Annotated in this window: 21 protein-coding genes and 1 pseudogene; 10 read left to right on the top strand and 12 right to left on the bottom strand. The window is 67.3% G+C overall.

What is annotated here, in order from left to right; genetic code table 11:
• From DN412_RS30950 to DN412_RS30930, 5 genes and pseudogenes are all read right to left on the bottom strand, one after another.
• Positions 1 to 222: pseudogene (locus DN412_RS30950) on the bottom strand (NAD(P)(+) transhydrogenase (Re/Si-specific) subunit alpha); the annotation flags it as partial.
• A gap of 115 nt (positions 223 to 337) precedes the next feature.
• Positions 338 to 1,132 carry a TauD/TfdA dioxygenase family protein gene (locus DN412_RS30945; protein WP_115215056.1) on the bottom strand — a complete coding sequence of 265 codons (795 nt, stop codon included), beginning with the start codon at positions 1,130 to 1,132 and terminating at the stop codon, positions 338 to 340.
• A 33-nt stretch (positions 1,133 to 1,165) separates the two neighbouring features.
• The gene (locus DN412_RS30940) at positions 1,166 to 2,137 is read right to left on the bottom strand and encodes a zinc-binding dehydrogenase (RefSeq protein ID WP_115215055.1); all 972 of its coding nucleotides are present in this window, start codon (positions 2,135 to 2,137) and stop codon (positions 1,166 to 1,168) included.
• A 61-nt stretch (positions 2,138 to 2,198) separates the two neighbouring features.
• Entirely contained in the window at positions 2,199 to 2,564 is a 366-nt protein-coding gene (locus tag DN412_RS30935) for a hypothetical protein (protein WP_115215054.1), read from the bottom strand.
• On the bottom strand, positions 2,554 to 3,015 hold the full coding sequence (locus DN412_RS30930) for a hypothetical protein (protein WP_115215053.1): 462 nt from the start codon (positions 3,013 to 3,015) through the stop codon (positions 2,554 to 2,556). The genes DN412_RS30935 and DN412_RS30930 overlap by 11 nt, the downstream gene beginning before the upstream one ends.
• Before the next feature lie 217 nt (positions 3,016 to 3,232).
• Here DN412_RS30930 and DN412_RS30925 point away from each other — a divergent pair, with 217 nt between their 5' ends.
• From DN412_RS30925 to DN412_RS30895, 7 genes are all read left to right on the top strand, one after another.
• The gene (locus tag DN412_RS30925; protein WP_115215052.1) at positions 3,233 to 3,523 is read left to right on the top strand and encodes a UxaA family hydrolase; all 291 of its coding nucleotides are present in this window, start codon (positions 3,233 to 3,235) and stop codon (positions 3,521 to 3,523) included.
• A gap of 5 nt (positions 3,524 to 3,528) precedes the next feature.
• Positions 3,529 to 4,683 carry a UxaA family hydrolase gene (locus DN412_RS30920; RefSeq protein ID WP_115215060.1) on the top strand — a complete coding sequence of 385 codons (1,155 nt, stop codon included), beginning with the start codon at positions 3,529 to 3,531 and terminating at the stop codon, positions 4,681 to 4,683.
• 6 nt (positions 4,684 to 4,689) lie between these two features.
• Positions 4,690 to 5,394, top strand: coding sequence for a GntR family transcriptional regulator (locus DN412_RS30915; protein ID WP_115215051.1), 705 nt, complete (start codon positions 4,690 to 4,692; stop codon positions 5,392 to 5,394).
• On the top strand, positions 5,391 to 6,425 hold the full coding sequence (locus DN412_RS30910; protein ID WP_115215050.1) for an Ldh family oxidoreductase: 1,035 nt from the start codon (positions 5,391 to 5,393) through the stop codon (positions 6,423 to 6,425). Before DN412_RS30915 ends, DN412_RS30910 begins: the two co-directional genes overlap by 4 nt.
• 90 nt (positions 6,426 to 6,515) lie before the next feature.
• Complete coding sequence (locus tag DN412_RS30905) at positions 6,516 to 10,082, top strand: indolepyruvate ferredoxin oxidoreductase family protein (protein ID WP_115215049.1); 3,567 nt, start codon at positions 6,516 to 6,518, stop codon at positions 10,080 to 10,082.
• Between the two features lie 70 nt (positions 10,083 to 10,152).
• Positions 10,153 to 11,133, top strand: a complete 981-nt coding sequence (locus DN412_RS30900) for a tripartite tricarboxylate transporter substrate binding protein (protein WP_115215048.1) — start codon at positions 10,153 to 10,155, stop codon at positions 11,131 to 11,133.
• Between the two features lie 109 nt (positions 11,134 to 11,242).
• Positions 11,243 to 12,565, top strand: a complete 1,323-nt coding sequence (locus DN412_RS30895; RefSeq protein ID WP_115215059.1) for an MFS transporter — start codon at positions 11,243 to 11,245, stop codon at positions 12,563 to 12,565.
• A gap of 252 nt (positions 12,566 to 12,817) precedes the next feature.
• Here DN412_RS30895 and ilvD read toward each other — a convergent pair whose 3' ends face one another.
• On the bottom strand, positions 12,818 to 14,677 hold the full coding sequence (ilvD, locus tag DN412_RS30890; protein ID WP_115215047.1) for a dihydroxy-acid dehydratase: 1,860 nt from the start codon (positions 14,675 to 14,677) through the stop codon (positions 12,818 to 12,820).
• 297 nt (positions 14,678 to 14,974) lie between these two features.
• Here ilvD and DN412_RS30885 point away from each other — a divergent pair, with 297 nt between their 5' ends.
• A complete protein-coding gene (locus tag DN412_RS30885) occupies positions 14,975 to 15,997 on the top strand; it encodes a class I fructose-bisphosphate aldolase (RefSeq protein ID WP_115215046.1) in 1,023 nt (340 codons plus the stop codon).
• 14 nt (positions 15,998 to 16,011) lie between these two features.
• Here the strand turns inward: DN412_RS30885 and DN412_RS30880 are convergent, their stop codons facing one another.
• A complete protein-coding gene (locus tag DN412_RS30880) occupies positions 16,012 to 16,908 on the bottom strand; it encodes a LysR family transcriptional regulator (protein ID WP_115215045.1) in 897 nt (298 codons plus the stop codon).
• 115 nt (positions 16,909 to 17,023) lie between these two features.
• On the opposite strand from DN412_RS30880, the gene DN412_RS30875 reads away from it, so the two are divergent.
• Positions 17,024 to 18,013 (top strand): NAD-dependent epimerase/dehydratase family protein, encoded by a 990-nt coding sequence (locus tag DN412_RS30875; protein WP_115215044.1) that lies wholly within the window; start codon positions 17,024 to 17,026, stop codon positions 18,011 to 18,013.
• A gap of 55 nt (positions 18,014 to 18,068) precedes the next feature.
• Here the strand turns inward: DN412_RS30875 and DN412_RS30870 are convergent, their stop codons facing one another.
• The 5 genes from DN412_RS30870 to DN412_RS30850 form a co-directional block, all read right to left on the bottom strand.
• On the bottom strand, positions 18,069 to 19,121 hold the full coding sequence (locus DN412_RS30870; protein WP_115215043.1) for an alpha/beta fold hydrolase: 1,053 nt from the start codon (positions 19,119 to 19,121) through the stop codon (positions 18,069 to 18,071).
• A 37-nt stretch (positions 19,122 to 19,158) separates the two neighbouring features.
• Positions 19,159 to 19,440 (bottom strand): hypothetical protein, encoded by a 282-nt coding sequence (locus tag DN412_RS30865; RefSeq protein WP_133303108.1) that lies wholly within the window; start codon positions 19,438 to 19,440, stop codon positions 19,159 to 19,161.
• A 14-nt stretch (positions 19,441 to 19,454) separates the two neighbouring features.
• Positions 19,455 to 21,059, bottom strand: coding sequence for a DHA2 family efflux MFS transporter permease subunit (locus DN412_RS30860; protein ID WP_115215041.1), 1,605 nt, complete (start codon positions 21,057 to 21,059; stop codon positions 19,455 to 19,457).
• On the bottom strand, positions 21,059 to 22,165 hold the full coding sequence (locus DN412_RS30855) for an HlyD family secretion protein (protein WP_115215040.1): 1,107 nt from the start codon (positions 22,163 to 22,165) through the stop codon (positions 21,059 to 21,061). Before DN412_RS30855 ends, DN412_RS30860 begins: the two co-directional genes overlap by 1 nt.
• 92 nt (positions 22,166 to 22,257) lie before the next feature.
• A complete protein-coding gene (locus tag DN412_RS30850; protein ID WP_115215039.1) occupies positions 22,258 to 22,746 on the bottom strand; it encodes a winged helix-turn-helix transcriptional regulator in 489 nt (162 codons plus the stop codon).
• 123 nt (positions 22,747 to 22,869) lie between these two features.
• Here DN412_RS30850 and DN412_RS30845 point away from each other — a divergent pair, with 123 nt between their 5' ends.
• Entirely contained in the window at positions 22,870 to 24,348 is a 1,479-nt protein-coding gene (locus DN412_RS30845; RefSeq protein ID WP_115215038.1) for an efflux transporter outer membrane subunit, read from the top strand.
• Position 24,349 lies beyond the last annotated feature (1 nt).

Below are 24,349 nucleotides of genomic sequence, written 5' to 3'. Positions count from 1 at the left end.
TGCGCGCACCTTGAGCACCAGTTGCGCACCGAATGCCTCGGCGGCGCTGCCGATGGTGGCGCCGACCGCTTCATACGCGCTGTCGGGCTGGCTGGCGCTCAGGCCGGCACCGGCCTGCACGACCACCTTGTGGCCCTGGGCGACGTATTTCTTGACGGTCTCCGGGGTGGCGGCGACGCGAGTCTCCCCCGCCCGCGTCTCAGTCGGGATCCCTATCTGCATTTCAATCTCCATTGTTCCCGTGCATTCCGTGCGTCGGGGGGGACGGGCAACCTGTATGCCAGGCGCCGCATGCCGGATCAACGGCAAGGCGCGGCCCCGGTTCTGACGGTGCGGCTCAGCGGGGCACTTCCCCTTCCAGCGTGACGCGGTTCAGTACGCGCTCGGCATTGCCATAGTCGTGCACGGCGTAGTGCATGGTGCAGCGGTTGTCCCACATCACCACATCGCCTTCCTGCCACATATGGCGGTAGACGTTGTCCGGCGACACCGAGTGCTCATACAGGAAGTCGAGCAGCGGGCGGCTTTCCGCTTCGGTCATGCCTTCAATGCACTGCGCGGTGTCGGGGTGGCCGACATAGAGTGCCTTGCGCCCGGTCTCCGGGTGCGTGCGCACGATCGGGTGCACGGCCGTCGGCACCTTGTCCGAACCGGTCATCCTGGCCAGCCGCGCACCCGAGAAACGCGCCCGCAGCCCGTCGATCATGCGCTGCATCGCCGGCGACAGGCGGTCGTAAGATACGTATTGGTTGCACCACATGGTGTCGCCGCCGATGGGGATGGTCACTGCCGACAGGATGGAGATCTTCGGCGGCACCTCGGTATAGATCGAGTCCGAATGCCAGGCCTCGGTCGAGGCGGTTTCCTTCGGAATCCTGGTGACCTGGGCCAGTTCCGGGAACTCGGTCAGGCCCTTGAGCAGCGGGTTGCCCTGCACCGGCTTGCCCCAGCGCCGGGCGAACGCGACCTGCGCGGCCGGCTGCAGATGCTGGCCGCGGAACACCAGCACGCCATGCTCCAGGAACGCCCGGTGCAGGATCCCGAAGCTGGCGTCGTCGAGCGGCTGGTTCAGGTCGACGCCGGTCACGGCTGCAGCCACGGAACCGGTCAGCGGCTTGATCTGGATCGTCATCATGTCTCCTCCTTATTTGGTTTATCTATGAATTCAGTCGACCAGCAACACGATCTTGCCGACGTGCTGGTCTTGCTTCATGTACGCATGCGCGGCGTCGATGTCGGTCATGGCAAAGGTCCGGTCGATCGGCAGGCGCACGCGACCCGCGCGCAAGAAAGGCAGCATGTCGCGCGCGCAGGCCTGGATGCACTCCAGCCGCTCCTGTTCCGTGCGGGTGCGAAAGGTCACGCCGATGAGCTGCAGGCGCTTGAGCCAGAGCTGCGCCAGGTCAATCTGGGCGGTCGCCGAGCCCAGCCGTGCGATGTTCACCAGGCGGCCCTTGATTGCCAGGCTGTTCATATTGGCCTCGAACACCAGGCCGCCGACGGTATCGATAATGATGTCGACACCCTTATCGCCTGTGGCACGCATGACCGCCTCGACCTGGTCGTCGCGCGAGGCGTCGATGCCGACATCCACGCCGAACTGGCTGATCTTGTCCAGCTTGGCCGCCGAGCGCGACGACGCGATCACGGGCCGGGCGCCCATCAGCGAGGCAATCTGGATTGCGGCCATCGCCACGCCGCCCGAAGCGCCGTTGACCAGCACCGACTCGCCCGCCACCAGGCGGCCATTGGTGACCAGTGCGTCATGCGCGGTGATAAAGACGTTGGGGAACGCCGCGGCATCGATCCACGACAGGCCGTCCGGCACCGGGATCAGCGCCAGCGGATCGGCCACCACATACTCCGCCTGGCAGCCGCGGCCATGGCCCATCACGCGGTCGCCCTTGCGCCAGCCGCTTACGCCCTCACCGACTTCCGCGATCTCGCCGGCAAATTCGACGCCGGTGGTGATCGTGTTGCCCGAGCGCAGCTCCCTGGCCTGGTTGATCTCGCCGCGGTTCAGGCCGGCAGCGCGCACCCTCACCAGCACCTGCCCTGCTGCCGCCACCGGCACGGGGATATCCTGCACCTCTACCTTGCCGCCCTCGGGGCCCGGCACTACGCGGACTGCCTTCACTGCTGTCTCCTTTTCCTGTCTCTCGACGTGTCTCTTGCTGTATCTGCTGCGAATGCCTGGTCTACGCCTCGCCCAGTGCGGCCGCGCGAATCAGCGACAGCAACTCCAGCGCCCGTTCGGCAGCGGCTTCCCCACCCGGATGGTTGCCCCGTACAAATGGCGCCCGCGTGTCCTCGATGGCGGCCAGGGCGTGCAGCGGCTTTTCGGCCGCCACCGCCAGCCGCCTGAATTCATTGACCGACAGCAGGTAGGTGTGGAACACATCTGCCTGCGGCGAGGTCGCGCCGAGCGTGTGCATCAGCGCGTTCAGCCAGTGCGTGCCCGCCAGCATCGCGCCTTCGATGGTCATCTCGTAGTCGGCCTCGGTGCACTTCCGCACCGAGGCCTCGATGCTGCGCGCCATCGCCATGTGCTGCTCAATGTCCATGTGGGTCTACCTCCAGGCGGGCTTGCAGCAAGTCCAGGCAACGACGCAGCGCGGCGTCGCAACCCTGCGCAATCCCGGCCGTTGGCGCCAGCCCCTCGCGCAGGCAGGGATCGCGGTAATGCTCGATGTGCTCCATCGCTTCCATCATCTTGGCGATATCGGCAGGCACCGGCCCCTCCACTTTCGGGCGGCCCACATGCAATACGTCGCCCAGCGGCCGGAACGCCGGCTTCAGGCTGCCATCGGTCTGCGGCACCAGGTAGACGCCTGGCTGCGTCGGGAACCGGTCGTCGTCCAGCGTGACGCCCGCCATGTGTAGTGCTGCATTGACAGCATGGGTGCCGGCGGTCATGCCTGCCCAGAACCACAGGCCGAAATCGGCGAGCGGATCCAGGCGTGCACGCAGGGCCTGCAGCTTCGCGATTTTTTCCTTGTGTGACATGACGTTCATGTCTGCCTTCTCCGTAGATTCACTGCGTCGATGCTCCGGCGCAGACAACCTCGCCGTTGTCATGAAGATAGACAGTGGTCTGACCGATGTCAATAAACTTCTATATAGGACTTCTACTGGAGTAGTAGTGGTTTTCTCTGAGTTCCCCTGTTTATCCTTGACTATGAGCCTGTCGACTCTCTACATTGGATCCCAACACCTATACAGGAGTTGATAAATGCCCCGAGCCATCGTACTGAACCCGGCCGACAACGTGGCCACCCTGCTGGACCCCGGCCAGGCTGGCGAAGCCTGCGTGCTGCAAGGCGAGCGACAAGGCAGCCTGGCGCTGCTGCAAGACGTGCCGTTCGGCCACAAGATCTGCATCGCCGACGCGGTAGCGGGCGAAACCATCCTGAAGTACGGCCAGGTGATCGGCCGCGCCAGCCGCGCGGTGCGGGCCGGCGAACACATGCACGTTCACAACATCGAGTCGGCGCGTGCCCGCGGCGACCTGAAAAAGGGGTAATGCAGATGACAACAACCTTCCTCGGATACCCGCGCGAGAACGGCGCGGTCGGTGTGCGCAACTGGGTCGCGGTGGTTTCCGTGATGGACAACTGCAATCCGGTCACCCGCACCATTGCCCGCACCGTGGGCGGCTGCATCCCGGTCACGACGCTGTTCGTGCGCGGACAGTTCGGCACCGACCTGGATTTCGCGTTCGAATCGCTCGCCGGCCTGGGCCGCAATCCCAACATCGCCGCGGTCCTGCTGGTAGGCCTGGAAGAATCGTCGACGGAAGAGGTCGCTCGCCGCATCCGCGCAACCGGCAAGCCGGTCGAACGCGTGCACCTGCAGCCCGACGGCACGGTCGCTTGCATTGCCGAAGGCACGCGCAAGGCCAGCCGGCTGTCGCTGGCCGCGTCGAAGGCGCGCCGCGTGCCGTGCCCGGTGTCGTCGCTGGTGATCGGGGTCGAGTGCGGCGGTTCGGACACCACCTCCGGGCTGAGCTGCAACCCGGTGATCGGCCGCATGGCGGACATGGTGGTCGCCGGCGGCGGCACCGTGATCATTTCCGAGACCTCGGAGTTCATCGGCGCCGAGCACCTGTTCGCCGAGCGCGCGGTCGATGGGCGGGTGCGCGAGGCCTTCGTCACGGCGGTGCGCAATATGGAAAACCTGGCGATCTCGCGCGGCGTCGACATGCGCGACGACCAGCCTTCGCCCGACAACAAGCGCGGCGGCCTGACCACGGTCGAGGAAAAGGCGCTGGGCGCCATGGCCAAGGCCGGCACCAGCCCGCTGGTGGGCGTGCTGCGCTACGGCGAGGCACCGCAGAAGAAGGGGCTGCATTTCATGGACGCGCCGGCTGCGGCAGTGGAGAATCTCACTGCGCTGGCTGCCGGCGGATGCCAGCTCACCTTCTTCGGCACGGGAGTGGGCAATCCGATCGGCAGCATGGTGGCACCGACCGTCAAGGTGTGCGGCAACGTCAATACCCTGCGCACCATGGCCGACAACATTGACTTCGACGTAAGCGGCGTCCTGCAGAACGGGGACAAGATCTCCGGCCTCGGCGAGCAGCTGTTTGGCTATGCGATGGAAGTCGCATCCGGCACGCGGCTGACCAGCGAGGTGCTCGATATCAGGGAGACCGCGGTCAGTCGATTCGCACTGAGCCTCTGAACAACCATGACCAAACTTAGCAGCGTCTCCGACGCGATCATCCACTCCATCGAATCCGGCGCACTGCGCGAGGGCGATCGCCTGCCCTCCGAAGGCGAGCTCGCCAGCTTCCATGGGGTCAGCGTCGGCACGGTCCAGAAGGCATTGGCCCGGCTCACGCACTCCGGACTGATCACGCGTGAACAGGGACGAGGCACCTTTGTCTCCGGGACGCGCGTGGCGCCGGCCGATGTCCGCTACCTGCGCTTCCTCGACGAACAGGGCAAGGAGCTGCCGTCCTACGTCCACGCGCGCTCGGTGAAGCGGATCAAGCGCAAGGGACCGTGGTCGGAGTTCCTCGCCGGTGATGGCTATGTGCGCATCGAGCGCGTGATCAGCGTCGGCGGCCACTTCGACCTCTACAGCGAGTTCTGGCTGCGCGAGGAAGACTTTGCGCAACTTGGCGGACTGGACCGCGATGCCCTGGAGAAGAACCTGCGCGAGCTGATCGGCCAGCGCCTGTCGCTGCCGACGCTGCGCGTGGACCAGTGGATCCGCTTCGGCCAGGCCCCGGCCGCGGCCGCGCAGGAACTCGGGCTGGATCCCGAGGCGCCGGCATTCATCATGGAGTTGCGCGGCTATACGCTGCGTGACCAGCCGCTCTACTACCAGTCGGTCTATGCCGCCCCGTTCGCGGAGCGCCTGATGATCGTGCGGGAGAAATCGACATGACTATCCGCTGGAACACCGATCACCTCGCGCGCTGGGCCGCCGCCGTGTTCGGGACGTGCGGTGTGGCGCCAGACCGGGCGACCGAAGCCGCTGCCGCGCTGGTGCGCAGCGAACTGCGCGGCTACAAGACGCACGGACTGACGCGGGTGCCCTCCTACGTCGAACGCCTGCGTGCCGGCGATTTCAACCCGCGCCCGGAGATGTCGCACAAGGCCTTCCCGGGCGGCATCGTGCTGGATGCCGACGGCGCCATGGGCCAGATCGCGGGCCCGCGCGCCGTGCAACTCGGGCTGGAGGCGCTGCAATCGAGCGCGTCCGTGCTGGTTGCCGTGCAATCGTGCGGCCATCTCGGCGCGCTGGGCATCCCGGCGTTGCTGGCCGCCGAGGCCGGCGCCTTCTGCATGGTCGGCCAGCGCACGCCCCCCGTGCTCGGCATGGAAGGCTTTGCCCGCGCCGCGATCGGGCATAACCCCATCGCCTTCGGCTGCCCACTGCCGGGGTCGGCGCCGATCGTGTTCGACGTGGCCTGCAGCGTCGCCGCGCGCGGCCATATCCTGCTGGCCGCCCGTGAAGGCAAGCCGATTCCCGCGGGCTGGGCGCTCGACGCCGACGGCCACCCGACCACCGACGCGCAACGCGCGCTGGAAGGCTCGCTGCTGCCCACCGGCGGGCATAAGGGCATCGGCATCGCCATGATGGTGGAGTGCCTGGCCGGCGCCATGGCGGCCACCGCGGACTCGCTTTCTCCCGCGCGCAACACCGTCTCCGGCAGCGGCGCGGTCGGCCGCCAGGGCGGTTTTGTCTGGCTGGTCAAGCCGGACGCCTTTGCCGGCAAGGAGCTGTTCGCCGACTACATGGCCCAGTGGACCGGCAACTATCTTGCCGCCGGCGGCGCCGACGCCCGGCTCCCGGGACACCGTGGCGAGACGCTCGAGCGCGAAGGCCGCGCACAAGGCATCAACCTGCCCGACGCGGTCGTGCGGGCGCTGGATGCGCTCGGCCGGGAACTCGGCATCCCCCTCCCCGGCTAGCGCCGCTTTCGTCACAGTACTGCCAGAGATCCGGGTGCAATCGCACGCCGGCAGGCCCCGTTCAACCCTGTTTGTCAGAAGAGCGCCAATATGAATGCCCCCACACTCCCCGATGCGGCCCGGCAGGCCATGCAAGCTGTGTCGATCGACGACAAGTACGCGCTGGACTCCGGCCGCGCCTACATGAGCGGCGTGCAGGCGCTGGTGCGCCTGCCGCTGCTGCAGCGCAAGCGCGATGCCGCGGCCGGCCACAACACCGCCGCCTTTATTTCCGGCTACCGCGGATCGCCGCTCGGTACCTATGACCAGGCGCTGTGGCAGGCAAAGAAGCATCTTGCCGACAACCACGTGGTCTTCAAACCCGGCGTCAACGAGGAACTCGGCGTCACGGCGGTCTGGGGCTCGCAGCAACTGGATTTCGATGCCGCCAGCAAGCGCTACGACGGCGTGTTCGGCATCTGGTACGGCAAGGGCCCCGGCGTCGACCGCAGCGGCGATGCGCTCAAGCATGCCAACCTCGCGGGCACCTCGCCGCTGGGCGGCGTGATCGCGCTTGCCGGCGATGACCACGTCTCCAAGAGCAGCACGCTGGCGCACCAGAGCGACCACACCTTCATGGCGTGCGGGCTGCCGGTGTTCTTTCCGGCCAACGTGCAGGACATCCTCGACCTCGGCGTGCACGCCCTCGCCATGAGCCGCTTCAGCGGGCTGTGGGCCGGCATGAAGACCGTGCAGGAGGTGGTGGAATCGGGCGCTTCGGTGGTCACCGACTCGGATCGCGTGCGCATCGTGCTGCCGGAAGACTTCGTCATGCCCGACGGCGGCCTGCATATCCGCTGGCCCGACGATCCGCTCGCGGCCGAGGCGCGCATGATGGAGTTCAAGTGGCCGGCCGCGCTCGCCTATGTGCGCGCCAACCGCCTGAACCGCAACGTGATCGAGGGATCCGGCGACCGCTTCGGCATCATCGCCAGCGGCAAGGCCTACAGCGACACGCGCCAGGCCCTGCTCGACCTCGGGCTGGATGACGCCACCTGCCGTGCGCTCGGCATCCGGCTGCACAAGGTCAGCGTGGTATGGCCGCTGGAGCCCGACAGCGTGCGCGACTTTGCGCGCGGGTTGCGCGAGATCCTGGTGGTCGAGGAAAAGCGCCCCGTGATCGAGCAGCAGCTCAAGGACGAGCTGTACCACTACCCGCCCGCCGCGCGCCCGGCAGTCTTCGGCAAGTACCACCACGCCGACGGCGCCGGCGGCGAATGGAGCCACCGCAAGCCGGCCGAGGACTGGCTGCTGCGGGCCAAGGCCGACCTGTCGCCCGCGCTGGTGGCCAAGGCCATCGCGCAGCGGCTCAAGGCGCTGGGCGTGCCGGCCGAAGTGGCCACGCGCATGGACGTGCGCCTGCGGGAGATCGACGCCCGGGAACGCGCCACCTCCCAGGGCGATGCGCGCGCCACCGACCGCCTGCCCTGGTTCTGCCCGGGCTGCCCGCACAACACCAGCACGCGCGTGCCGGAAGGCTCGGTCGCAACCGCCGGCATCGGCTGCCACGGCATGGTGGTGTGGATGGACCGCTCGACCAGCTCGTGGTCGCAGATGGGCGGCGAAGGCGTGCACTGGATGGGCCAGGCACCGTTCAGCAAGCGCACCCATATGTTCGCCAACCTGGGCGACGGCACCTACAACCACTCCGGCCTGCTGGCGGTGCGCCAGTCGATCCATGCCGGCGTCAACCTGACCTACAAGATCCTGTTCAACAGCGCCGTGGCCATGACCGGCGGGCAGCCGGTGGACGGCCAGCTCGACGTGCCGGCGATGACGCGCGAACTGGCCGCCGAGGGCGCGCGGCAGATCGTCGTGGTGACCGACGAACCTGACAAGTACAAGGGCGTCAGCAATCTCGCCGCCGGCGTCACCGTGCGCCACCGCGACGAGCTCGATACCGTGCAGCGCCAACTGCGCGAGGTATCCGGCGTGACCGTGATCATCTACGACCAGGCCTGCGCCACCAAGAAGCGCCGCGAGCGCAAGCGCGGCACCATGGTCGATCCGGCCAGGCGCGTGGTCATCAACGAGCTGGTGTGCGAAGGCTGCGGCGACTGCTCCGTGCAAAGCAACTGCCTGGCGGTGCAGCCGGTGGAAACCGACTTCGGGCGCAAGCGCAAGGTCAACCAGGACACCTGCAACAAGGATTTCTCCTGCACCAAGGGCTTCTGCCCGAGCTTTGTCACGGTCGAAGGCGGCAAGCTGAAGACCCCCGCCCCCGCCAGCGGCGGCCGTGCCACGCCGCCGGCCATCCCGATGCCCACGCTGCCGGATGCCGGCACGCCGCAGCGCATCGTGGTGGCGGGGATCGGCGGCACCGGCATCGTCACCATCGGCGGCGTGCTGGGCATGGCCGCCCACCTGGAAGGCAAGGGCGTGATCACCCAGGATGCGACCGGCATGGCGCAGATGGGCGGAGCCACCTGGAGCCACATCCAGATCGCCGCCAGCCCGGACGCCCTGCATGCGAGCCGCGTCGACGTGGCCATGGCCGACCTGGTGATCGCCTGCGATACCGTGGTCGCCGCCAGCAAGGCCTCGCTGGCCGCGATGTCGCCGGCGCGGACCTATGTGGTGCTGAACAGCCATCTCACCCCGACCGCGGCCTTTGTCCGCAACCCGGACTGGGATCCGCAGACCGGCGAGGCCGTGGCGCGGATCGCACAGTCCGTCGGCGACGGCCAGCTCGCCAGCTTCGATGCCGAACAGGTGGCGAAGCAGGTGCTCGGCCAGTCGATCTACGCCAACCTGCTGCTGCTCGGCTATGCCTGGCAGAAGGGCAAGGTGCCGCTGTCGCACGCGGCCCTGATGCGCGCCATCGAGCTCAACGGCGTGCAGATCGACAGCAACAAGGCGGCCTTCGAATGGGGCCGGCTGTGCGCCCACGATATGTCGAAGATACCCGCGCAGCCGGCCGGCTCACAGGTGATCCAGTTCGTGCGCAAGGTGCCGGTCGAGGAACTGATGAAGAAACACGCCGACTTCCTGACCGGCTACCAGAACCGGGCCTATGCGGCGCAATATGAGTCGTTCGTGGACCGCGTGAAGGCGGCGGAATCGGTCCTCGGCGGCACCCGCCTGACCGAAGCCGTGGCCCGCTCGCTATTCAGGCTGATGGCCTATAAAGACGAATATGAGGTGGCGCGCCTGCATACCGGCGCCGCATTCCGCCAGCAGATCGCGTCGATGTTCGAGGGCAAGGTCCGGCTGGTCCATCACCTGGCCCCTCCCCTGTTTGCGCGGAAGAACCAGGCCGGCGAACTGGTAAAGGGCACCTATGGCCCGTGGATGCGCACTGCGTTCGGCGTACTGACCCGTTTCAAGGGCCTGCGCGGCACGGCATTCGATCCCTTCGGCTACACCCACGAGCGCAAGGAGGAGCGGGCCCTGATCGGTGCTTACCGGCGCAGCGTCGAAGCCTTGCTGCCGGCACTTTCCGCGCACAACCTCGACCTGGCGCTCGAGATTGCCCGGCTGCCGCAGGAGATCCGCGGCTACGGCCACGTCAAGGCGCGCAACCTGGCGGCCACGCGCACGCGCTGGGAGCGGCTGATGGCGCAATGGCAGCAGGGGAGCGCAATGCCGGGACAAGGCAAGGCTACCGAAGCGGCATAAACCAGAGACTGAGACAGCGAAGGCTCCGCCACCCGGACGGGGCCCGCCAGAGACAGCGAGGAGACAAGCAATGAAATCCGTACTGAACCGTCTTGGCCGTACGCTGGGCGCGATCGCCCTTGCCGCCTGCGCGACCGGCGCGCTGGCACAAAGCGGATACCCCAACCGGCCGATCCGCATCATCGTGCCCTGGCCCGCGGGCGGCGGCGTCGATGCCGTCACCCGCACGGTGGCCGAGAAGATGACGGCCAGCCTCGGGCAGCAAGTCGTGGTCGACAACCGGCCCGGGGCAACTGGCAATATCGGCGCCGGCATGGGCGCCAAGGCGGCGCCGGATGGCTACACGCTGCTGGTCGCCAGCGCGCCGATGGCAATCAACGCCAGCCTGCACAAGAGCCTGCCCTTCGACATGGGCAAGGACTTTGCGCCGCTGGGCCTGATGGCAAGCTCCCCGTACATGCTGGTGGTGAACCCGTCCGTGGGCGGCTCGGTGCAGGACCTGGTGGCGCGCGCCAGGGCGGAGCCGGGCAAGCTCAGCTATGCCTCGCCCGGCCCGGGCACCCAGCAGAACGTGATCACCGAGGTGTTCAGGGAAACCGCGCATATCAATATCGTGCACGCACCGTATAAAGGCGCGCCGCAGGCGCTGACCGACCTGGTGGGCGGCCATATCCACTTGATGTTCCACGGCGTGCCGGCGGTGATGCCGTTCGTCAAGGGCGGCCAGCTCAAGGGCATCGCCGTGGCCAGCAAGCAGCGGCTGCCGTTGTTCCCCGACGTGCCGACCATGGCCGAAGCCGGCTTCCCGGGGATCGAGGCCAGCGAGTGGTATGGCCTGGTGGCGCCCGCCGGCACGCCGAAGGCAATCGTCACGCTGCTCGGCAAGGAGATCGAGAAGGCCCTGAATGCGCCTGGCGTGCGCCAGCAGCTTGTGAGCAAGGGTTATGAGCCCGCGAGCCAGAGCTCGCCGGACCAGTTTGCCAGCTTCATGGCGGCCGAGCAGAAGAAATGGGCGCTCGCCATCAAGCAGACCGGATTCCGGCTGGATTAAGGCAGCACCGCCCTGGCCACGCCAGGCAGCCGGGCCGCCTCACGCCAACCGACGCATCCGCCCAACAACAGCGCGCGGCGGCATCATGCCGCAGCGCCAGGAGACCGCTTTGCCCCTCGATCCCACCACCATGGCTTCGCCAGTCGCCACGCCCACTCCGGCCGAGGACAACCCCAGGGCCATGTCCAAGGTCTCTGCCATCACCGCCATCACCATCGGCGGCGCCCTGGAGTTGTATGACTCGGGGGTGTACAACTTCTTCGCCACCCTGATCATTCCCCTCTACTTCCCCATCGGCAATCCGCTCGGCCAGTTGCTGCTGTCCTTCGGCACCTTCGGCGCGGGTTACCTGATGCGCCCCCTGGGTGGACTGGTGATCGGCGCGTACGCCGACCGCCACGGCCGCAAGCCCGCGGTGCTGCTGTCGATGTGGCTGATGGCGTTCAGCGCCCTGATCCTCGTGGTGACGCCGACCCATGCGCAGATCGGCTACGTTGCCCCGGTCCTGATGATCCTGGCGCGCCTGATCCAGGGCTTTGCCATCGGCGGTGAAATGGGCTCGGCCAGCGCCATGCTGCTGGAGTATGCGGACGAACGCTCGCGCGGCTTCTACACCAGCTGGCAGACGGCCAGTCAGGGCATTGCCGCCGTCTTCGCCGCGCTGGTGGCGCTCTCGCTCACCCATGCGCTCAGTGCCGATGCCCTCGAGCATTGGGGCTGGCGCGCGGCCTTCCTGCTCGGCATCCTGGTGATCCCCATCGGCCAGCTGATCCGCCGGCGCCTGGAGGAAACGCTGGTACCGCCACCGCGCAAAAAGACCGCTGCCGGCGGATGGCAGCTGATGCGCCAGCACTGGCGTGAGCTGGTAGCCAGCGTGCTCCTGATGACGGGCCTCGCCGCGGCCATCCACCTGATCGCCTACTACCTGCCGAACTACGCCACCTTCCAGCTGCATATCCCGCGCGGCGACGCTGTCTGGGCCGGCTTCGTAGCCGCGGCCATGATGGTGGTGTTCGGTCCGATCGCGGGCTGGATGTGCGACCGCGTCGGGCGCCGCACCATGGTGTGGTGGTCGCGTGTGGCGCTGCTGCTGATGGCCTATCCGGCCTTTTTCCTGCTCAATACCTTTCCGTCACTGACTTGCCTGCTGGTGGTGGTCGGTTGCCTGGCCATTCCCATGGCAATGACTTCACCCGCCACGCTGGTGCTGGTGAGCGAGGTACTGCCACAGCGCCTGCGGGCCACCGGCATGTCCGTGACCTACTATGTGGCCATTGCGATATTCGGCGGCTTTGCCCAGCTGTTCTCAACCGTGCTGATCCACCTGACGGGCAACCCCAATGCGCCGGCGTTCTACCTGATCGGCTGCGGTCTGGTCTCGCTGCTCGGGTTGACGATGGTGCCGGAGACGCTCGGCCGCAAGCTGTCGTAGGCGCAGCGCCATTGATGAGGCAGGTGGGGCGGGCTTTTCAAGGGGCGGCCAGGGTGAGCGACATCACGCCCGGTATCGGCGAACGAGATATGGAACGGCCACGGATTGCAGGTCTTCGCAATCGATCCCGCCTGCTGACAGTGCATCCGGCAAGACGCGTTCATATAAGACGCGTTCATATAAGAATCCAAAGAAAAAAGCCGCCCCATAGAGCGGCCTTCCCGGCAAACGGACTAGCGCTTCGCCGCAGGCTCAGTCGTCCAGCAACGACAAGTCCCGCACCGCACCCTTGTCCGCCGACATCACCAGCTTGGCATAAGCCTTCAGCGCAGCAGACACCTTGCGCGGGCGCTGCCTGGCCGGCTTCCACCCCTTGGCGTTCTGCTCCTCGCGGCGGCTCGCCAGCTCCTCATCGGACAGCAGCACATTGATCGTGCGGTTGGGAATGTCGATGCGGATCTTGTCGCCGTCGCGCACCAGGCCGATGGCGCCGCCGGCCGCCGCCTCGGGCGAGCAGTGGCCGATGGACAAACCCGAGGTGCCGCCGGAGAAGCGGCCGTCCGTCAGCAGCGCGCAGGCCTTGCCCAGGCCCTTGGACTTGATATAGCTGGTGGGGTAGAGCATCTCCTGCATGCCGGGGCCGCCCTTGGGGCCTTCGTAGCGCACGATCACCACGTCGCCGGCCTTGACCTTGTCGTTGAGGATGTTCTCCACGGCCTCGTCCTGCGACTCGGTGACATGGGCCGTGCCTTCGAACACGAGGATGCTCTCGTCCACGCCGGCAGTCTTCACCACGCAGCCGTCGAGCGCGATATTGCCCCTCAGCACTGCCAGGCCGCCTTCCTTGGAGAAGGCGTGCTCGTGGGAGCGGATGCAGCCCTCGGCGCGGTCCAGGTCCAGGCTGGGCCAGCGCGTGTTCTGGCTGAACGCCACCTGCGTGGGGATGCCCGCCGGGCCGGCAAGGTAAAAGTTCCTGACGGCCTCGTCCTGGGTGCGGCTGATGTCCCACTGCTCCAGCGCGTCCTTGAGCGTGGGGGCGTGCACCGTCGGCACGTCGGTGTGCAGCTTGCCGGCGCGCTCCAGCTCGCCCAGGATGGCCATGATGCCGCCCGCGCGGTGCACGTCTTCGATGTGGTACTTGTTGGTGTTGGGCGCCACCTTGCACAGCTGCGGCACGATGCGCGAGAGGCGGTCGATATCGGTCATGTCGAAATCGATTTCCGCCTCGCGCGCGATCGCCAGCAGGTGCAGGATGGTATTGGTCGAACCGCCCATGGCGATGTCCAGCGTCATGGCGTTTTCGAAGGCCTTGAAGCCCACCGCGCGCGGCAGGATGCGCGCGTCTTCCTTCTCGTAGTACTGGCGGGCCAGTTCCACGATACGGCTGCCGGCGCGCTTGAAGAGCTGTTCGCGGTCCGCGTGCGTGGCCACCACCGTGCCGTTGCCGGGCAGCGACAGGCCCAGCGCCTCGGTCAGGCAGTTCATGGAATTGGCCGTGAACATGCCCGAGCACGAGCCGCAGGTGGGGCAGGCGGAGCGCTCTACCTCGGCCACGTCGGCGTCGGAGTAGGCGCTGTCGGCGGCGATCACCATGGCGTCCACCAGGTCGAGCTTCTTGAACTCCATGGCCTTGGTGACGGGGTTGGCCAGGCGCGTCTTGCCGGCTTCCATGGGGCCGCCGGAGACGAAGATCACCGGGATGTTGAGCCGCATGGCGGCCATCAGCATGCCGGGGGTGATCTTGTCGCAGTTGGAGATGCACACCATGGCGTCGGCGCAGTGCGCGTTGACCATGTATTCCACCGAGTCCGCGATGATGTCGCGGCTGGGCAGCGAATACAGCATGCCGTCGTGGCCCATGGCGATGCCGTCATCGACCGCGATGGTGTTGAATTCCTTGGCCACGCCGCCCGCGGCCTCGATCTCGCGCGCGACCAGCTGGCCCAGGTCCTTCAGGTGCACGTGCCCGGGCACGAACTGGGTGAAGGAATTGACCACCGCAATGATGGGCTTGGAGAAATCTTCGTCTTTCATGCCGGTGGCGCGCCACAGGGAGCGCGCCCCCGCCATGTTGCGGCCGGCGGTGGAGGTTTTGGAACGGTATGTGGGCATTTTATTGCTGAAGAAATATCGCGATAGGAAGCGGGCCGCGGGAATAAGGGCCCTGGCATGCCCGTGCGAACAACCTCTTGAGCTGCGCCCTGGGCAAAGCGGCAATTATCCCACACCCCCGCCTGGGCAAGCCATCACCCCAAAGGCGCGCCGGGCAGCGCTCCGGCCGGCGCCCTGCAGGTTGCGCGAAATGTTCGGGCGGGCACCATCGGCACGGGCCACTCGCCCTCAGCTCCCTTGCGCGATTGCGCATTCGGGCAAATGCTTGTGCCTATGTCACCTGCGCGGAGCCTCATCATGGACACAAGAAGCGAACTGCAAGCCACAGTGGACGCCCTGACACAAGCGGGAAAAGGGCTGCTGGCGGCCGACGAGAGCGGGCCGACGATCGCCAAGCGGTTCGAGCGCATCGGGGTGGTATCGAGCGAGGAGAACCGCCGCGCGTGGCGCAACCTGCTCTTGTCGACGCCGGGTCTTGGTAAGTTCATCAGCGGCGTGATCCTGTATGAGGAAACGCTTGGCCAGCGCGCCGACGATGGCACGCCGCTGCCGGAACTGGCCGCGCGCCAGGGCATCGTGCCCGGCATCAAGGTGGACAAGGGCAAGATCGCCCTCGCCCTGGCCCCCGGAGACGAGGTCACCGAGGGTCTCGACGGTCTGGCCAGGCGGCTTGCCGGCTATCGCCAGCAGGGCGCGCGCTTTGCCAAGTGGCGCGCGGTCTACAACGTGTCCGACAAACTGCCGGGCCGGGCTGCCGTCCAGGCCAATGCGGAAGCGCTGGCACGCTATGCCGCCATCTGCCAGGAAGCGGGCGTGGTGCCCATCGTCGAGCCCGAGGTGCTGATGGATGGCGCGCACACCATGGCACGTTGCGCCGAGGTCACCGAGGCCGTGCTGCATGAGGTCTTTGACGCCTTGCACCGGCATGCGGTGGTGCTGGAACACATGGTGCTGAAGCCCAGCATGGTGCTGCCCGGCAAGGAGGCCGGGCACGCGGCGCCGGCCGAGGTCGCCCTGCAGACCGTGCAAGTGCTCAGGCGCACGGTGCCGGCGGCGGTGCCGGGCATCTTCTTCCTGTCCGGCGGCCAGACGCCCACCGAGGCCACCGTCAATCTCGACGCCATGAACCGGCTGGCCCCGCTGCCCTGGCGGCTGTCCTTCTCCTACGGGCGCGCCTTGCAGGAGCCGCCCCTGAAGGCCTGGCGCGGCGACGCCGCCAACGCGGCGCAAGCGCAACGGGCGCTGCTGCTGCGCTCACGGCTGAATGGCATGGCCTGTCTCGGGCAATACGATGCGGCGCAGGAGAACGCTGCGGACTGACGTTTCCAATGCGCCTACGCCCCTTCGGCGTAGGCGCGCAGCCCCGCAGCCAGCGCGGCAAACGTCACTGCGCATCGCGCGCTCTCGCGCAGGTCCTCGTGCATCGCGACCCAGGTATCCAAGGTCAGCGAGAACGGCTTGTGCAGGACCCTGACCAGCCGCGGGTCCCGCGCCGCCAGCGCCGACTGGCACACGCCGATGCCAAATCCCGCACGTATCGCGCCCAGCTGGGCCAGGTCGCTGTTGGCACGGAAGGCCAGGGCGTCGCGCGAGAAGGCTTTGAACTTTCCCTGCAAGCGGCGGATAAAGGCGCTCTCCTGGTCGAAGCCGATCAAAGAAAAGCGAGACAGGTCCGCCAGCGACTTCGGCACGCCATGGGCGGCCAGATAGCTTTCGTGGGCATGGAGGCCCAACTCGATCCCACCGACCCGCGTGGCCACCAGCGCCTCCTGTTCCGGCCGGAACATCCGGACCGCGATATCCGCTTCGCGGCGCAGCAGGTCGTCAGCCTGGTTCGACAGCACCAGCTCGATTTCCAGTGCGGGATGCTCATTGCGCAGCGCCGTCAGGATCGGCGGCAGCACTTCGACGCCGATCACTTCGCTCGCCGACAGCCGGACCGTGCCCCGCACGCCCGTGCCGTGGCCGCTGGCGACGCGTCGCATCGCCGCGGCCGTCGCGGCAATGCCGGCGGCGTAGGGCTTCAGCTCATGCGCCGCGTCGGTCGGCGTGAATCCGTCGAACGCGCGGGTGAAGAGCTTCAGCCCCAGCGCGGCCTCCAGGCTGTCGACGTGCCGGCCGACAGTCGGCTGCGTCAGGCCCATTGCCCGTCCCGCCGCGGACAGCGAGCCGGTCTCCAGCACATGAAGGAAGCTCCGGTACCACTCCCAGTTCGGTTCGCTTCTTGGCATAGCTATGCATTTTTCAATAGCGGCTAGCCGATTATAGGCAATTTCCTTTTAGCTACCGAGCTCGCAAACTGAAGCCGCTTTCAGCCACAGGCGCCAACTCAACAGGAGATTCGCCATGTCCAAAGTCGCTCTCTTCGGCGCAGCCGGCGCGATCGGTCAAAGCGTGGCCGCCGCGCTGCGCAGCAAGGGCCAGCCCTATCGCGTGGTCGGCCGCAACCAACGCAGCCTGCGCTCGGCCTTCGGGACGGACCCGCTGGCCGAGCTTGTCACCTGGAACCCTGCTTCGCCCGAGTCGGTGCAGGCCGCTGCCAGCGGGATCGAGACGCTGGTCTATATGGTCGGCGTTGACTACTGGCGGTTCCAGCTGCACCCCGAACTGATGCGCAAGACGCTGGAAGGGGCCGTGGCTGCCGGGGTCAGGAACGTCATCCTGATCGGCACCGTCTATCCCTACGGCCGGGTGCAGACCGGCAACCCGGTCCGCGAAGACCATCCGCGCGAGCCCCATACCTTCAAGGGCCGCATGCGCAAGGCCCAGGAAGACCTGCTGATGCAGGCCCACGCCAGCGGGCGCATCCGCGCCACGGTGCTGCGGCTGCCTGACTTCTATGGCCCGGGCGTGCAAGCCAGCCTGCTGCACCGCGCCGCGCAGGCAGCGGCGAATGGCGGCACTGCCGACATGGTCGGGCCCGTCGACCAGCCGCACGAGTTCGTCTATGTGCCCGACGTGGGCCCGGTGGTCGCCCGGCTGACCGACACGCCGGCGGCCTTCGGCAAGATCTGGCACCTGGCGGGCGCCGGTGTCACGACGCAGCGCGAGCTGGTCGCGGAAATGGAGCGGCAGACCGGGCGCAGGCTGAAGCTGCGCGTCGCCAGCAAAACCATGCTGCGCCTGCTGGGCCTGTTCAACCCGGTCATGCGCGAGTTGGTGGAGATGCACTACCTGATGTCAGACCCACTGATCATGGACGACTCGGCGCTGCAGCGGCTGATCGGGCCGATCCGCAAGACGAGCTATGTCGAGGGGATTCGGCAGACGCTGGCCGCGGTGCCCGTGGTACGCGCACTCCCGGCCGGTGCCAGTTCTCAGGCACGCTCGCATTGATGATCGATGCGTGCGAGGTGAGAGCGCGCTTTCATTCTCCGGGACAAACACCCTGTCAGCGCCTGTCGACATCGAGCACCGCCTGCGCAAACGCCGTCGGCGCTTCCTGCGGCGGGTTGTGGCCGATCCCGCCCGTCAGTTCCCGGTGCTCGTACCGGCCCGTGAACTTGCTGGCATAGGCGCTGGGTTCGGGGTGCGGCGCGCCATTGGCATCGCCTTCCAGGGTGATGGCGGGCACGCCGATGGTGGGCGCCGTGGCGAGCCGCTTCTCGATGTCGTCGAACCTGGCTTCGCCGATGGCCAGGCCCTGCCGCCAGCGGTAGTTGTGAATGGTGATGTCCACGTGGTCCGGATTGTCGAAGGCGGCGGCGCTGCGGTCGAACGTGGCATCGTCGAAGTTCCATTTCGGCGACGCCAGTTTCCAGATCAGCCGGGCGAACTGGTGCGTGTATTTCTGGTAGCCGGCGCGGCCCCGATCCGTGGCAAAGTAGAACTGGTACCACCACTGGAGCTCGGCTTCGGGCGGCAGCGGCAGCTTGCCTGCCGCCTGGCTGCCGATCAGGTAGCCGCTGACCGAGACCAGCCCCCTGCATCGGTCCGGCCAGATCGCCGCCATGATGTCGGCGGTGCGCGCGCCCCAGTCAAAGCCGGCCACCACGGCGTTCCGGATATTGAGCGCGTCCATCAGCGCGATCATGTCGGCGGCGATTGCCACGGGCTGGCCATTGCGCACGGTGTCGGTGGACAGGAATGTCGTCGAACCAAAGCCGCGCAGGTGAGGGATGATCACCCGATAGCCGCGCGCCGCCAGCAGGGGCGCGACGTCGACAAAGCTGTGGATGTCGTAGGGCCAGCCGTGCAGCAGCAGCGCGACGGGCCCTGTGGCTGGGCCGGCCTCGGCGTAGCCGATGTTGAGCACGCCGGCGTTGACGTGCCTGATCGGCGCAAAGCTGGCATGGGTGCCCGCCGTGGTCGAGGGCAGCGGCGGCGCCTTCGACACGCCGGTTTGTGCGTAGGCGGCCTGCGACAGCCCGAACGGGGTCGCGGCCAGTGTCACTGCCGCGGCGCCCAGAAAGCCTCGACGAGGCAAATCGACTTTGTTCGACATCTGCTTCTCCTGTGTGGGTGATCTCGTGAACGTGAGTCTAGGAGGCCATGGCAAGCGGCATGTGTCGGACTTCGGGGGATTTTGTATCGCTGTGTATCTGCGCACGAGCGCGAGATACGTTGATACAAAACAGACTCTCCCCAGGCAGCACGCCTTGCAGCATGGGCTTGCTGCCCTCGTCGGGAAGCCTGCAATAGGCATTGGCCGCATGGTGGCACCCAACACCGGTATCGCGCGGGCGTTCCCCCGCGAACGCCGCGGTGGCGCTGCCCGCGGCCAGCGCGATAGCGAGTAACCGCTTGTACAGAGTGGATTTCATGATCTGCCCCCCATTCAATGCGCATCCGCCGACGGTCCCTTGGGCGCCGCAACCTTGCGCATCAGGGGCACCATTGCCGTGGCGATCGCGAAGCAGACCAGGATCAGCAGGAAGATGTCGCCAAAGGTCTGCGTCTGCGCTTCGCGCCAGGCCAGCCCCCACAATTGCCTGAGCGCCGCGGTCTGCGCGTCGAGGGCATCGTGCCCGATCGCCACGAACTGGTCGCTGACTCCCTGCAGCAGGTTGCCCATGGCTTCATTGCGGATGTTCAGGTGCTCAGCCTCGCGCAGGAAGTGCATGTTGCCGCGGTCGTTGAGCGCGGTCGCGCACGCCGCGATGCCGATGGCCCCGCCCAAGTTGCGCATCAGGTTGAACAACCCGGAGGCAAGCTTGAGCCGCTCCGGCGGCAGGCTGCCCAGGGTCAGGGTCACCGTGGGCGCCACCGCGAACTGCTGGGCCATGCCGCGCAGCGCCTGCGGCAGCAGCAGTTGCGCCGCGCCCCAGTCGTGCGTGATGGGGGCGAAGTACCACATCGACACCGCGAACAGCCCCAGTCCGACCATCATCAGCCAGCGCAGGTCGACCCGGTTCGCCAGGAAGGCATAGAACGGGATCGACGCCATCTGGAACACGCCGGTGGAAAACACCGCCAGCCCGATATCGAGCGCGCTGAAGCCGCGCACGCGCCCCAGGAACAGCGGGGTCAGGTAGATGGTGGCAAAGATGCCTATGCCGGTGACAAAGGAGAAGAAGCAGCCGAGCGCAAAGTTGCGGTCCTTGAGCGCGCGCAGGTCCACCACGGGGTTGGCATAGGTCAGCGTGCGCCAGATAAAGGCCACGCCCGACAGGCCGGCGATCCAGGCGGTGGCCAGGATCACGTCGTCGCCGAACCAGTCCCAGCGCGGCCCTTCTTCCAGCGTGTATTCGAGGCAGCCCAGGAACAGCGCCAGCAGGCCCATGCCCAGGTAATCGGCGCCGCGCACCAGCGACCAGTTGGGCCGGTCGACCTTGACCAGCAGCGGCACCGCGATGGTGACGAAGATGCCCGGCACCAGGTTGATGAAGAACAGCCAGTGCCAGGAAAAATTATCGGTGATCCAGCCGCCGATGGTGGGCCCGAGCGTCGGCGCCAGCGAAGCCAGCCCGCCGACAGTGGCGGCGGCGATGACGCGCTGGGGGCCGACGAAGAAGGCAAAGGCCGTGGTGAACACCATCGGGATCATCGATCCGCCCAGGAAACCCTGCAGCGCCCGGAACACGATCATGCTGTTGATGTCCCACGCCACCCCGCACAGCAGGCTGGTCAGCGTGAAGCCCGCAGCGGAGGCGGCGAACAGCCAGCGCGTCGACATCACGCGCGACAGCCAGCCGGACAAGGGAATCACGATAATCTCGGCGATCAGGTAGCTGGTCTGGACCCAGACGGTTTCATCGGCGCCGGCCGAGAGCGCACCGCCGATATCGCGCAGCGACGCGGAAACGATCTGGATATCGAGCAAGGCGATAAACATGCCCACGCACATCGTGCTGAAGGCGAACACCTTGGCGGCGGTGGACATCTCGCCCGGTGCCGTGGGCACCACGACAGGCGCAGGGCTGGTCAGGGTTGTCGTGGTCATCACTGCACCTGCTTGCCGGGCTGCGTATTGACCAGGGCGACGACCGAGAGGCCCGGACGCAGGACGCCAAGCCGGGCATCCTGCTCATCCAGGCGGATCCGCACCGGCACGCGCTGGACAATCTTGGTGAAGTTGCCGGTGGCATTCTCCGGCGGCAATACGCTGAACTGCGCGCCGGTAGCGGGCGCCAGGCTGGTCACGTGGCCATGGAAGACCCGCCCCGGCAGGACATCGGCTTCAATCTCGACCGGCATGCCGGCGCGCATGTGCGCCAGTTGCCCTTCCTTGAAGTTGGCGTCCACCCACAGCCCGCTGGCCGGCACGATGGACAGCAGCTGGCTGCCGGCACCGGCAAAGGCGCCGACGCGGGCGCGCCGGTTGCCCACGGTGCCGTCCACGGGCGCGCGCAGTTCCGTATAGCCAAGGTTCAGTTTCGCGATGTCGCGCTCGGCAATGGCCTGCGCCAGCGACGCCTGCGCCTGCTGCTTTTGCGTGCCGATCACTTCCAGCTGGCGCTGCGCAGCCAGCAGCGAGGCCTGCGCCTTCTCGCCATTAGCCTGTGCCTGCTTGTAGTCCGAGTCCGCCTTCTGCGAGCTCTGGATGGAAACAGCCGCCTTCGCCACCAGGCTGGCGTAGCGCACCTGGTCGTCGCGCGCCCGTACGGTGTCGGCATTGGTCGCCGTGACGCCGGCCCTGGCCTGGGCAATGACCGCCTCCTGCAGGCGCGCGGTGGCGTCCAGGTTTGCCAGCAGTGCCTGTTGCGCGGCCACGGCGCCCTCGGCCTTGGCCAGTGCGGCGCGGTAGTCGCGGTCGTCGATGCGCACCAGCACGTCGCCCGCATGAACCGTCTGGTTGTCCGTCACCGCGACTTCGGCGATGTAGCCACCGACCTTGGCGCCGATCACTGTGACATCGGCGCCGACGTAGGCGTCGTCGGTGCTTTGCAGGTAGCGGGCCGAGGTCCACCAGTGGTAGCCATAGCCGATTCCGGCCAGTGCGGCGACGACCAGCGCGCCGGACGCCAGCAGCCGCTTGGGGCTGGCCTTGGATTTCGACGCGGGAACGGGTTCGGTACCCGCCCGTTCAGTCAGCGTGTTGCTGCTCATGTGGCACTTCCTTTCTACTTTCAGGACCTACGCACCGCCTGCGTAGTGGCATGGATGGAGATATCGATGGAGCGATGGGTGGAGCGCTCGGCTCAGGCCTCGGCCGAGCAGCGCAGCCGCTGGCGCATGCGCTCGGTAGCCGCCGGGCCGGGAACGATGTGGTAATCGGGGCCGGTGACGGGGCGGCCGCTGGCGGCATCGACCAGCACCGGCTCGACGCGCGCACCGGTACGCCGGTCGGCCAGCTGCACGCTTTCACCCTCGGGCGCGAGATGCTTGTTGCCCCAGGCCAGCATGGCCAGCAGCACCGGGCGGAAGTCGCGGCCGCGGTCGGTCAGGAGGTACTCAGAGCGCGGGGGCCGGTCGCAGTACTGGCGCCGCACCAGCATGCCTTGCTCCACCAGGGAGTTCAGGCGGCGGGTGAGCATATTGGGGGCGATGTCCAGGTTCTGCTGAAACTCATCGAAGCGGGTCACGCCATAGAACGCTTCGCGCAGGATCAGCACGCTCCAGCTGTCGGCCATGCGGGCCGCAGTGCGGGCGACGGGGCATGGGGGGTCACCAAGTGGCTTTCTGTGCATGATCGGCTTCCTCTTGAAAATGTAGTTGCTATCAATTTGAAAGTTAGTCTAGACTAGTAACTATCATCATGCAAGTTAGTTTTTCGCTGGTGACGTACCCGTTGCTCGTTGAAAGGTCTCCCAATGCCGCAAACCCCATCCCGCCACCACGTCCGGCGCATCAGCGCCGGTATCGCCGGCCTCCTGCCCACCCTGCTCGCGGCCAGCGTCGCAGTCAGCCTGGCCGCCTGCGCGGTCGGTCCCGACTACCGCACGCCCGCCGCGGACATGCCCGCTGCTTATCCGCATGCAGCGGCCCTTGAAGCCCGCGAAGCCACGCCGCCGGCGCCGTCACTGGACAGCTGGTGGCTGGGCTTTGACGATCCCGCGCTGACGCGGGTCATCCAGCGCGCGCTGGCGCAGAACCTCGACCTGGCGGCGGCCATTGCGCGGGTCGACCAGGCCCGCGCCGCGGCCAGACACGCCGGCGCCGAACTGCTGCCGCAGGCATCATTGTCCGGCAGCGTGAGCAAGCAGCACCAGTCGCTGGAAGCGCCCCTGGGCAGCCTCGGCAAGAACGCGCCGGGCTTTGAGCGCAACACGACGCTGTACAGCGCGGGGGTGGGAGCAAGCTGGGAGATCGACGTGGCCGGCGGCCTGCGGCGCGGCGCCGAGGCGGCCAGCGCGGAGGCCCAGGCCGCGGAAGCCGAGCACATGGGCGTGCGCGTGCTGGTGGTCGCCGAAGCGGCCGATGCCTACTTCCGCGTGCGCGGCGCGCAGCAGCGCATCGCCATCGCGCAACAGCAGGTGCGGACCAATGCAAAGCTGCTCGAGCTGGTGCAGCTGCGGCTGGCCGATGGCATCGGCGCCGAGCGCGAACGCGCCCAGGCCGAAGCGCAGCTCGCACAGACCCGCGTGACCATCCCGCCGCTGCAGATCGAACTGGAGACGCAGCTGAACCGCCTCGATGTGTTGATGGGCGCGCACCCTGGCACCTATGCCGCCGAACTCGTGACGCCTGCCGGGCGCACCGCCGTGCCGAAGATCGCCGTGGCGCAAGGTCCGGCCAACCTGCTGCAACGCCGCCCGGACGTGATTGCCGCGGAGCGCCGGCTGGCGGCGTCCAGTGCGCGCATCGGCGTGGCCACTGCAGAGTACTACCCCAAGCTCTCGCTGTCAGCGCTGCTCGGCTTCGAGAGCCTCTCTGCCGGCAAGCTGTTCACGGCGTCCGCATTCCAGCCCGCCGCGATCGCGGGGCTGCGCTGGCGGCTGTTCGACTTCGGCAGGGTGGACGCGGAAGTGGCGCAGGCCAAAGGCGCCAACGCCGAAGCCCTGGCCACCTACCGCAAGGCCATGCTGCGCGCCACCGAGGATGTGGAGAACGCGATCATTACGCTGACCCAGCTGGAGTTGCAGGACAAGGAGCTGACCGTGGAAGTGGATGCCCAGGCCCGTGCGCGCGGCGCCGCCGAGGACGCCTACAAGGGCGGCGCGGTCAGCCTGTTCGAAGTGTTGGAAGAAGACCGCCTGCTGCTGGCCGCGCGCGACCAGCAGGCTCGCGTGGGCGCCGACAATGCCCGCGCGGCGGTGGCCACGTTCCGCGCGCTGGGAGGCGGCTGGTAAT

Origin of the sequence: Cupriavidus lacunae (assembly GCF_003353055.1) — a bacterium.
GTDB classification, from domain to species: domain Bacteria; phylum Pseudomonadota; class Gammaproteobacteria; order Burkholderiales; family Burkholderiaceae; genus Cupriavidus; species Cupriavidus lacunae.
Note: the sequence above shows the minus strand (reverse complement) of the source record. Positions and strands in the feature narration are given on the sequence as shown.

Coding starts and splice junctions, on each gene's coding strand:
- DN412_RS30945 (WP_115215056.1), bottom strand. CDS start 1,132: ATGACGATCCAGATCAAGCCGCTGACCGGTTCCGTGGCTGCAGCCGTG.
- DN412_RS30935 (WP_115215054.1), bottom strand. CDS start 2,564: ATGGACATTGAGCAGCACATGGCGATGGCGCGCAGCATCGAGGCCTCG.
- DN412_RS30930 (WP_115215053.1), bottom strand. CDS start 3,015: ATGAACGTCATGTCACACAAGGAAAAAATCGCGAAGCTGCAGGCCCTG.
- DN412_RS30925 (WP_115215052.1), top strand. CDS start 3,233: ATGCCCCGAGCCATCGTACTGAACCCGGCCGACAACGTGGCCACCCTG.
- DN412_RS30920 (WP_115215060.1), top strand. CDS start 3,529: ATGACAACAACCTTCCTCGGATACCCGCGCGAGAACGGCGCGGTCGGT.
- DN412_RS30915 (WP_115215051.1), top strand. CDS start 4,690: ATGACCAAACTTAGCAGCGTCTCCGACGCGATCATCCACTCCATCGAA.
- DN412_RS30910 (WP_115215050.1), top strand. CDS start 5,391: ATGACTATCCGCTGGAACACCGATCACCTCGCGCGCTGGGCCGCCGCC.
- DN412_RS30905 (WP_115215049.1), top strand. CDS start 6,516: ATGAATGCCCCCACACTCCCCGATGCGGCCCGGCAGGCCATGCAAGCT.
- DN412_RS30900 (WP_115215048.1), top strand. CDS start 10,153: ATGAAATCCGTACTGAACCGTCTTGGCCGTACGCTGGGCGCGATCGCC.
- ilvD (WP_115215047.1), bottom strand. CDS start 14,677: ATGCCCACATACCGTTCCAAAACCTCCACCGCCGGCCGCAACATGGCG.
- DN412_RS30885 (WP_115215046.1), top strand. CDS start 14,975: ATGGACACAAGAAGCGAACTGCAAGCCACAGTGGACGCCCTGACACAA.
- DN412_RS30880 (WP_115215045.1), bottom strand. CDS start 16,908: ATGCCAAGAAGCGAACCGAACTGGGAGTGGTACCGGAGCTTCCTTCAT.
- DN412_RS30875 (WP_115215044.1), top strand. CDS start 17,024: ATGTCCAAAGTCGCTCTCTTCGGCGCAGCCGGCGCGATCGGTCAAAGC.
- DN412_RS30870 (WP_115215043.1), bottom strand. CDS start 19,121: ATGTCGAACAAAGTCGATTTGCCTCGTCGAGGCTTTCTGGGCGCCGCG.
- DN412_RS30865 (WP_133303108.1), bottom strand. CDS start 19,440: ATGAAATCCACTCTGTACAAGCGGTTACTCGCTATCGCGCTGGCCGCG.
- DN412_RS30860 (WP_115215041.1), bottom strand. CDS start 21,059: ATGACCACGACAACCCTGACCAGCCCTGCGCCTGTCGTGGTGCCCACG.
- DN412_RS30855 (WP_115215040.1), bottom strand. CDS start 22,165: ATGAGCAGCAACACGCTGACTGAACGGGCGGGTACCGAACCCGTTCCC.
- DN412_RS30850 (WP_115215039.1), bottom strand. CDS start 22,746: ATGCACAGAAAGCCACTTGGTGACCCCCCATGCCCCGTCGCCCGCACT.
- DN412_RS30845 (WP_115215038.1), top strand. CDS start 22,870: ATGCCGCAAACCCCATCCCGCCACCACGTCCGGCGCATCAGCGCCGGT.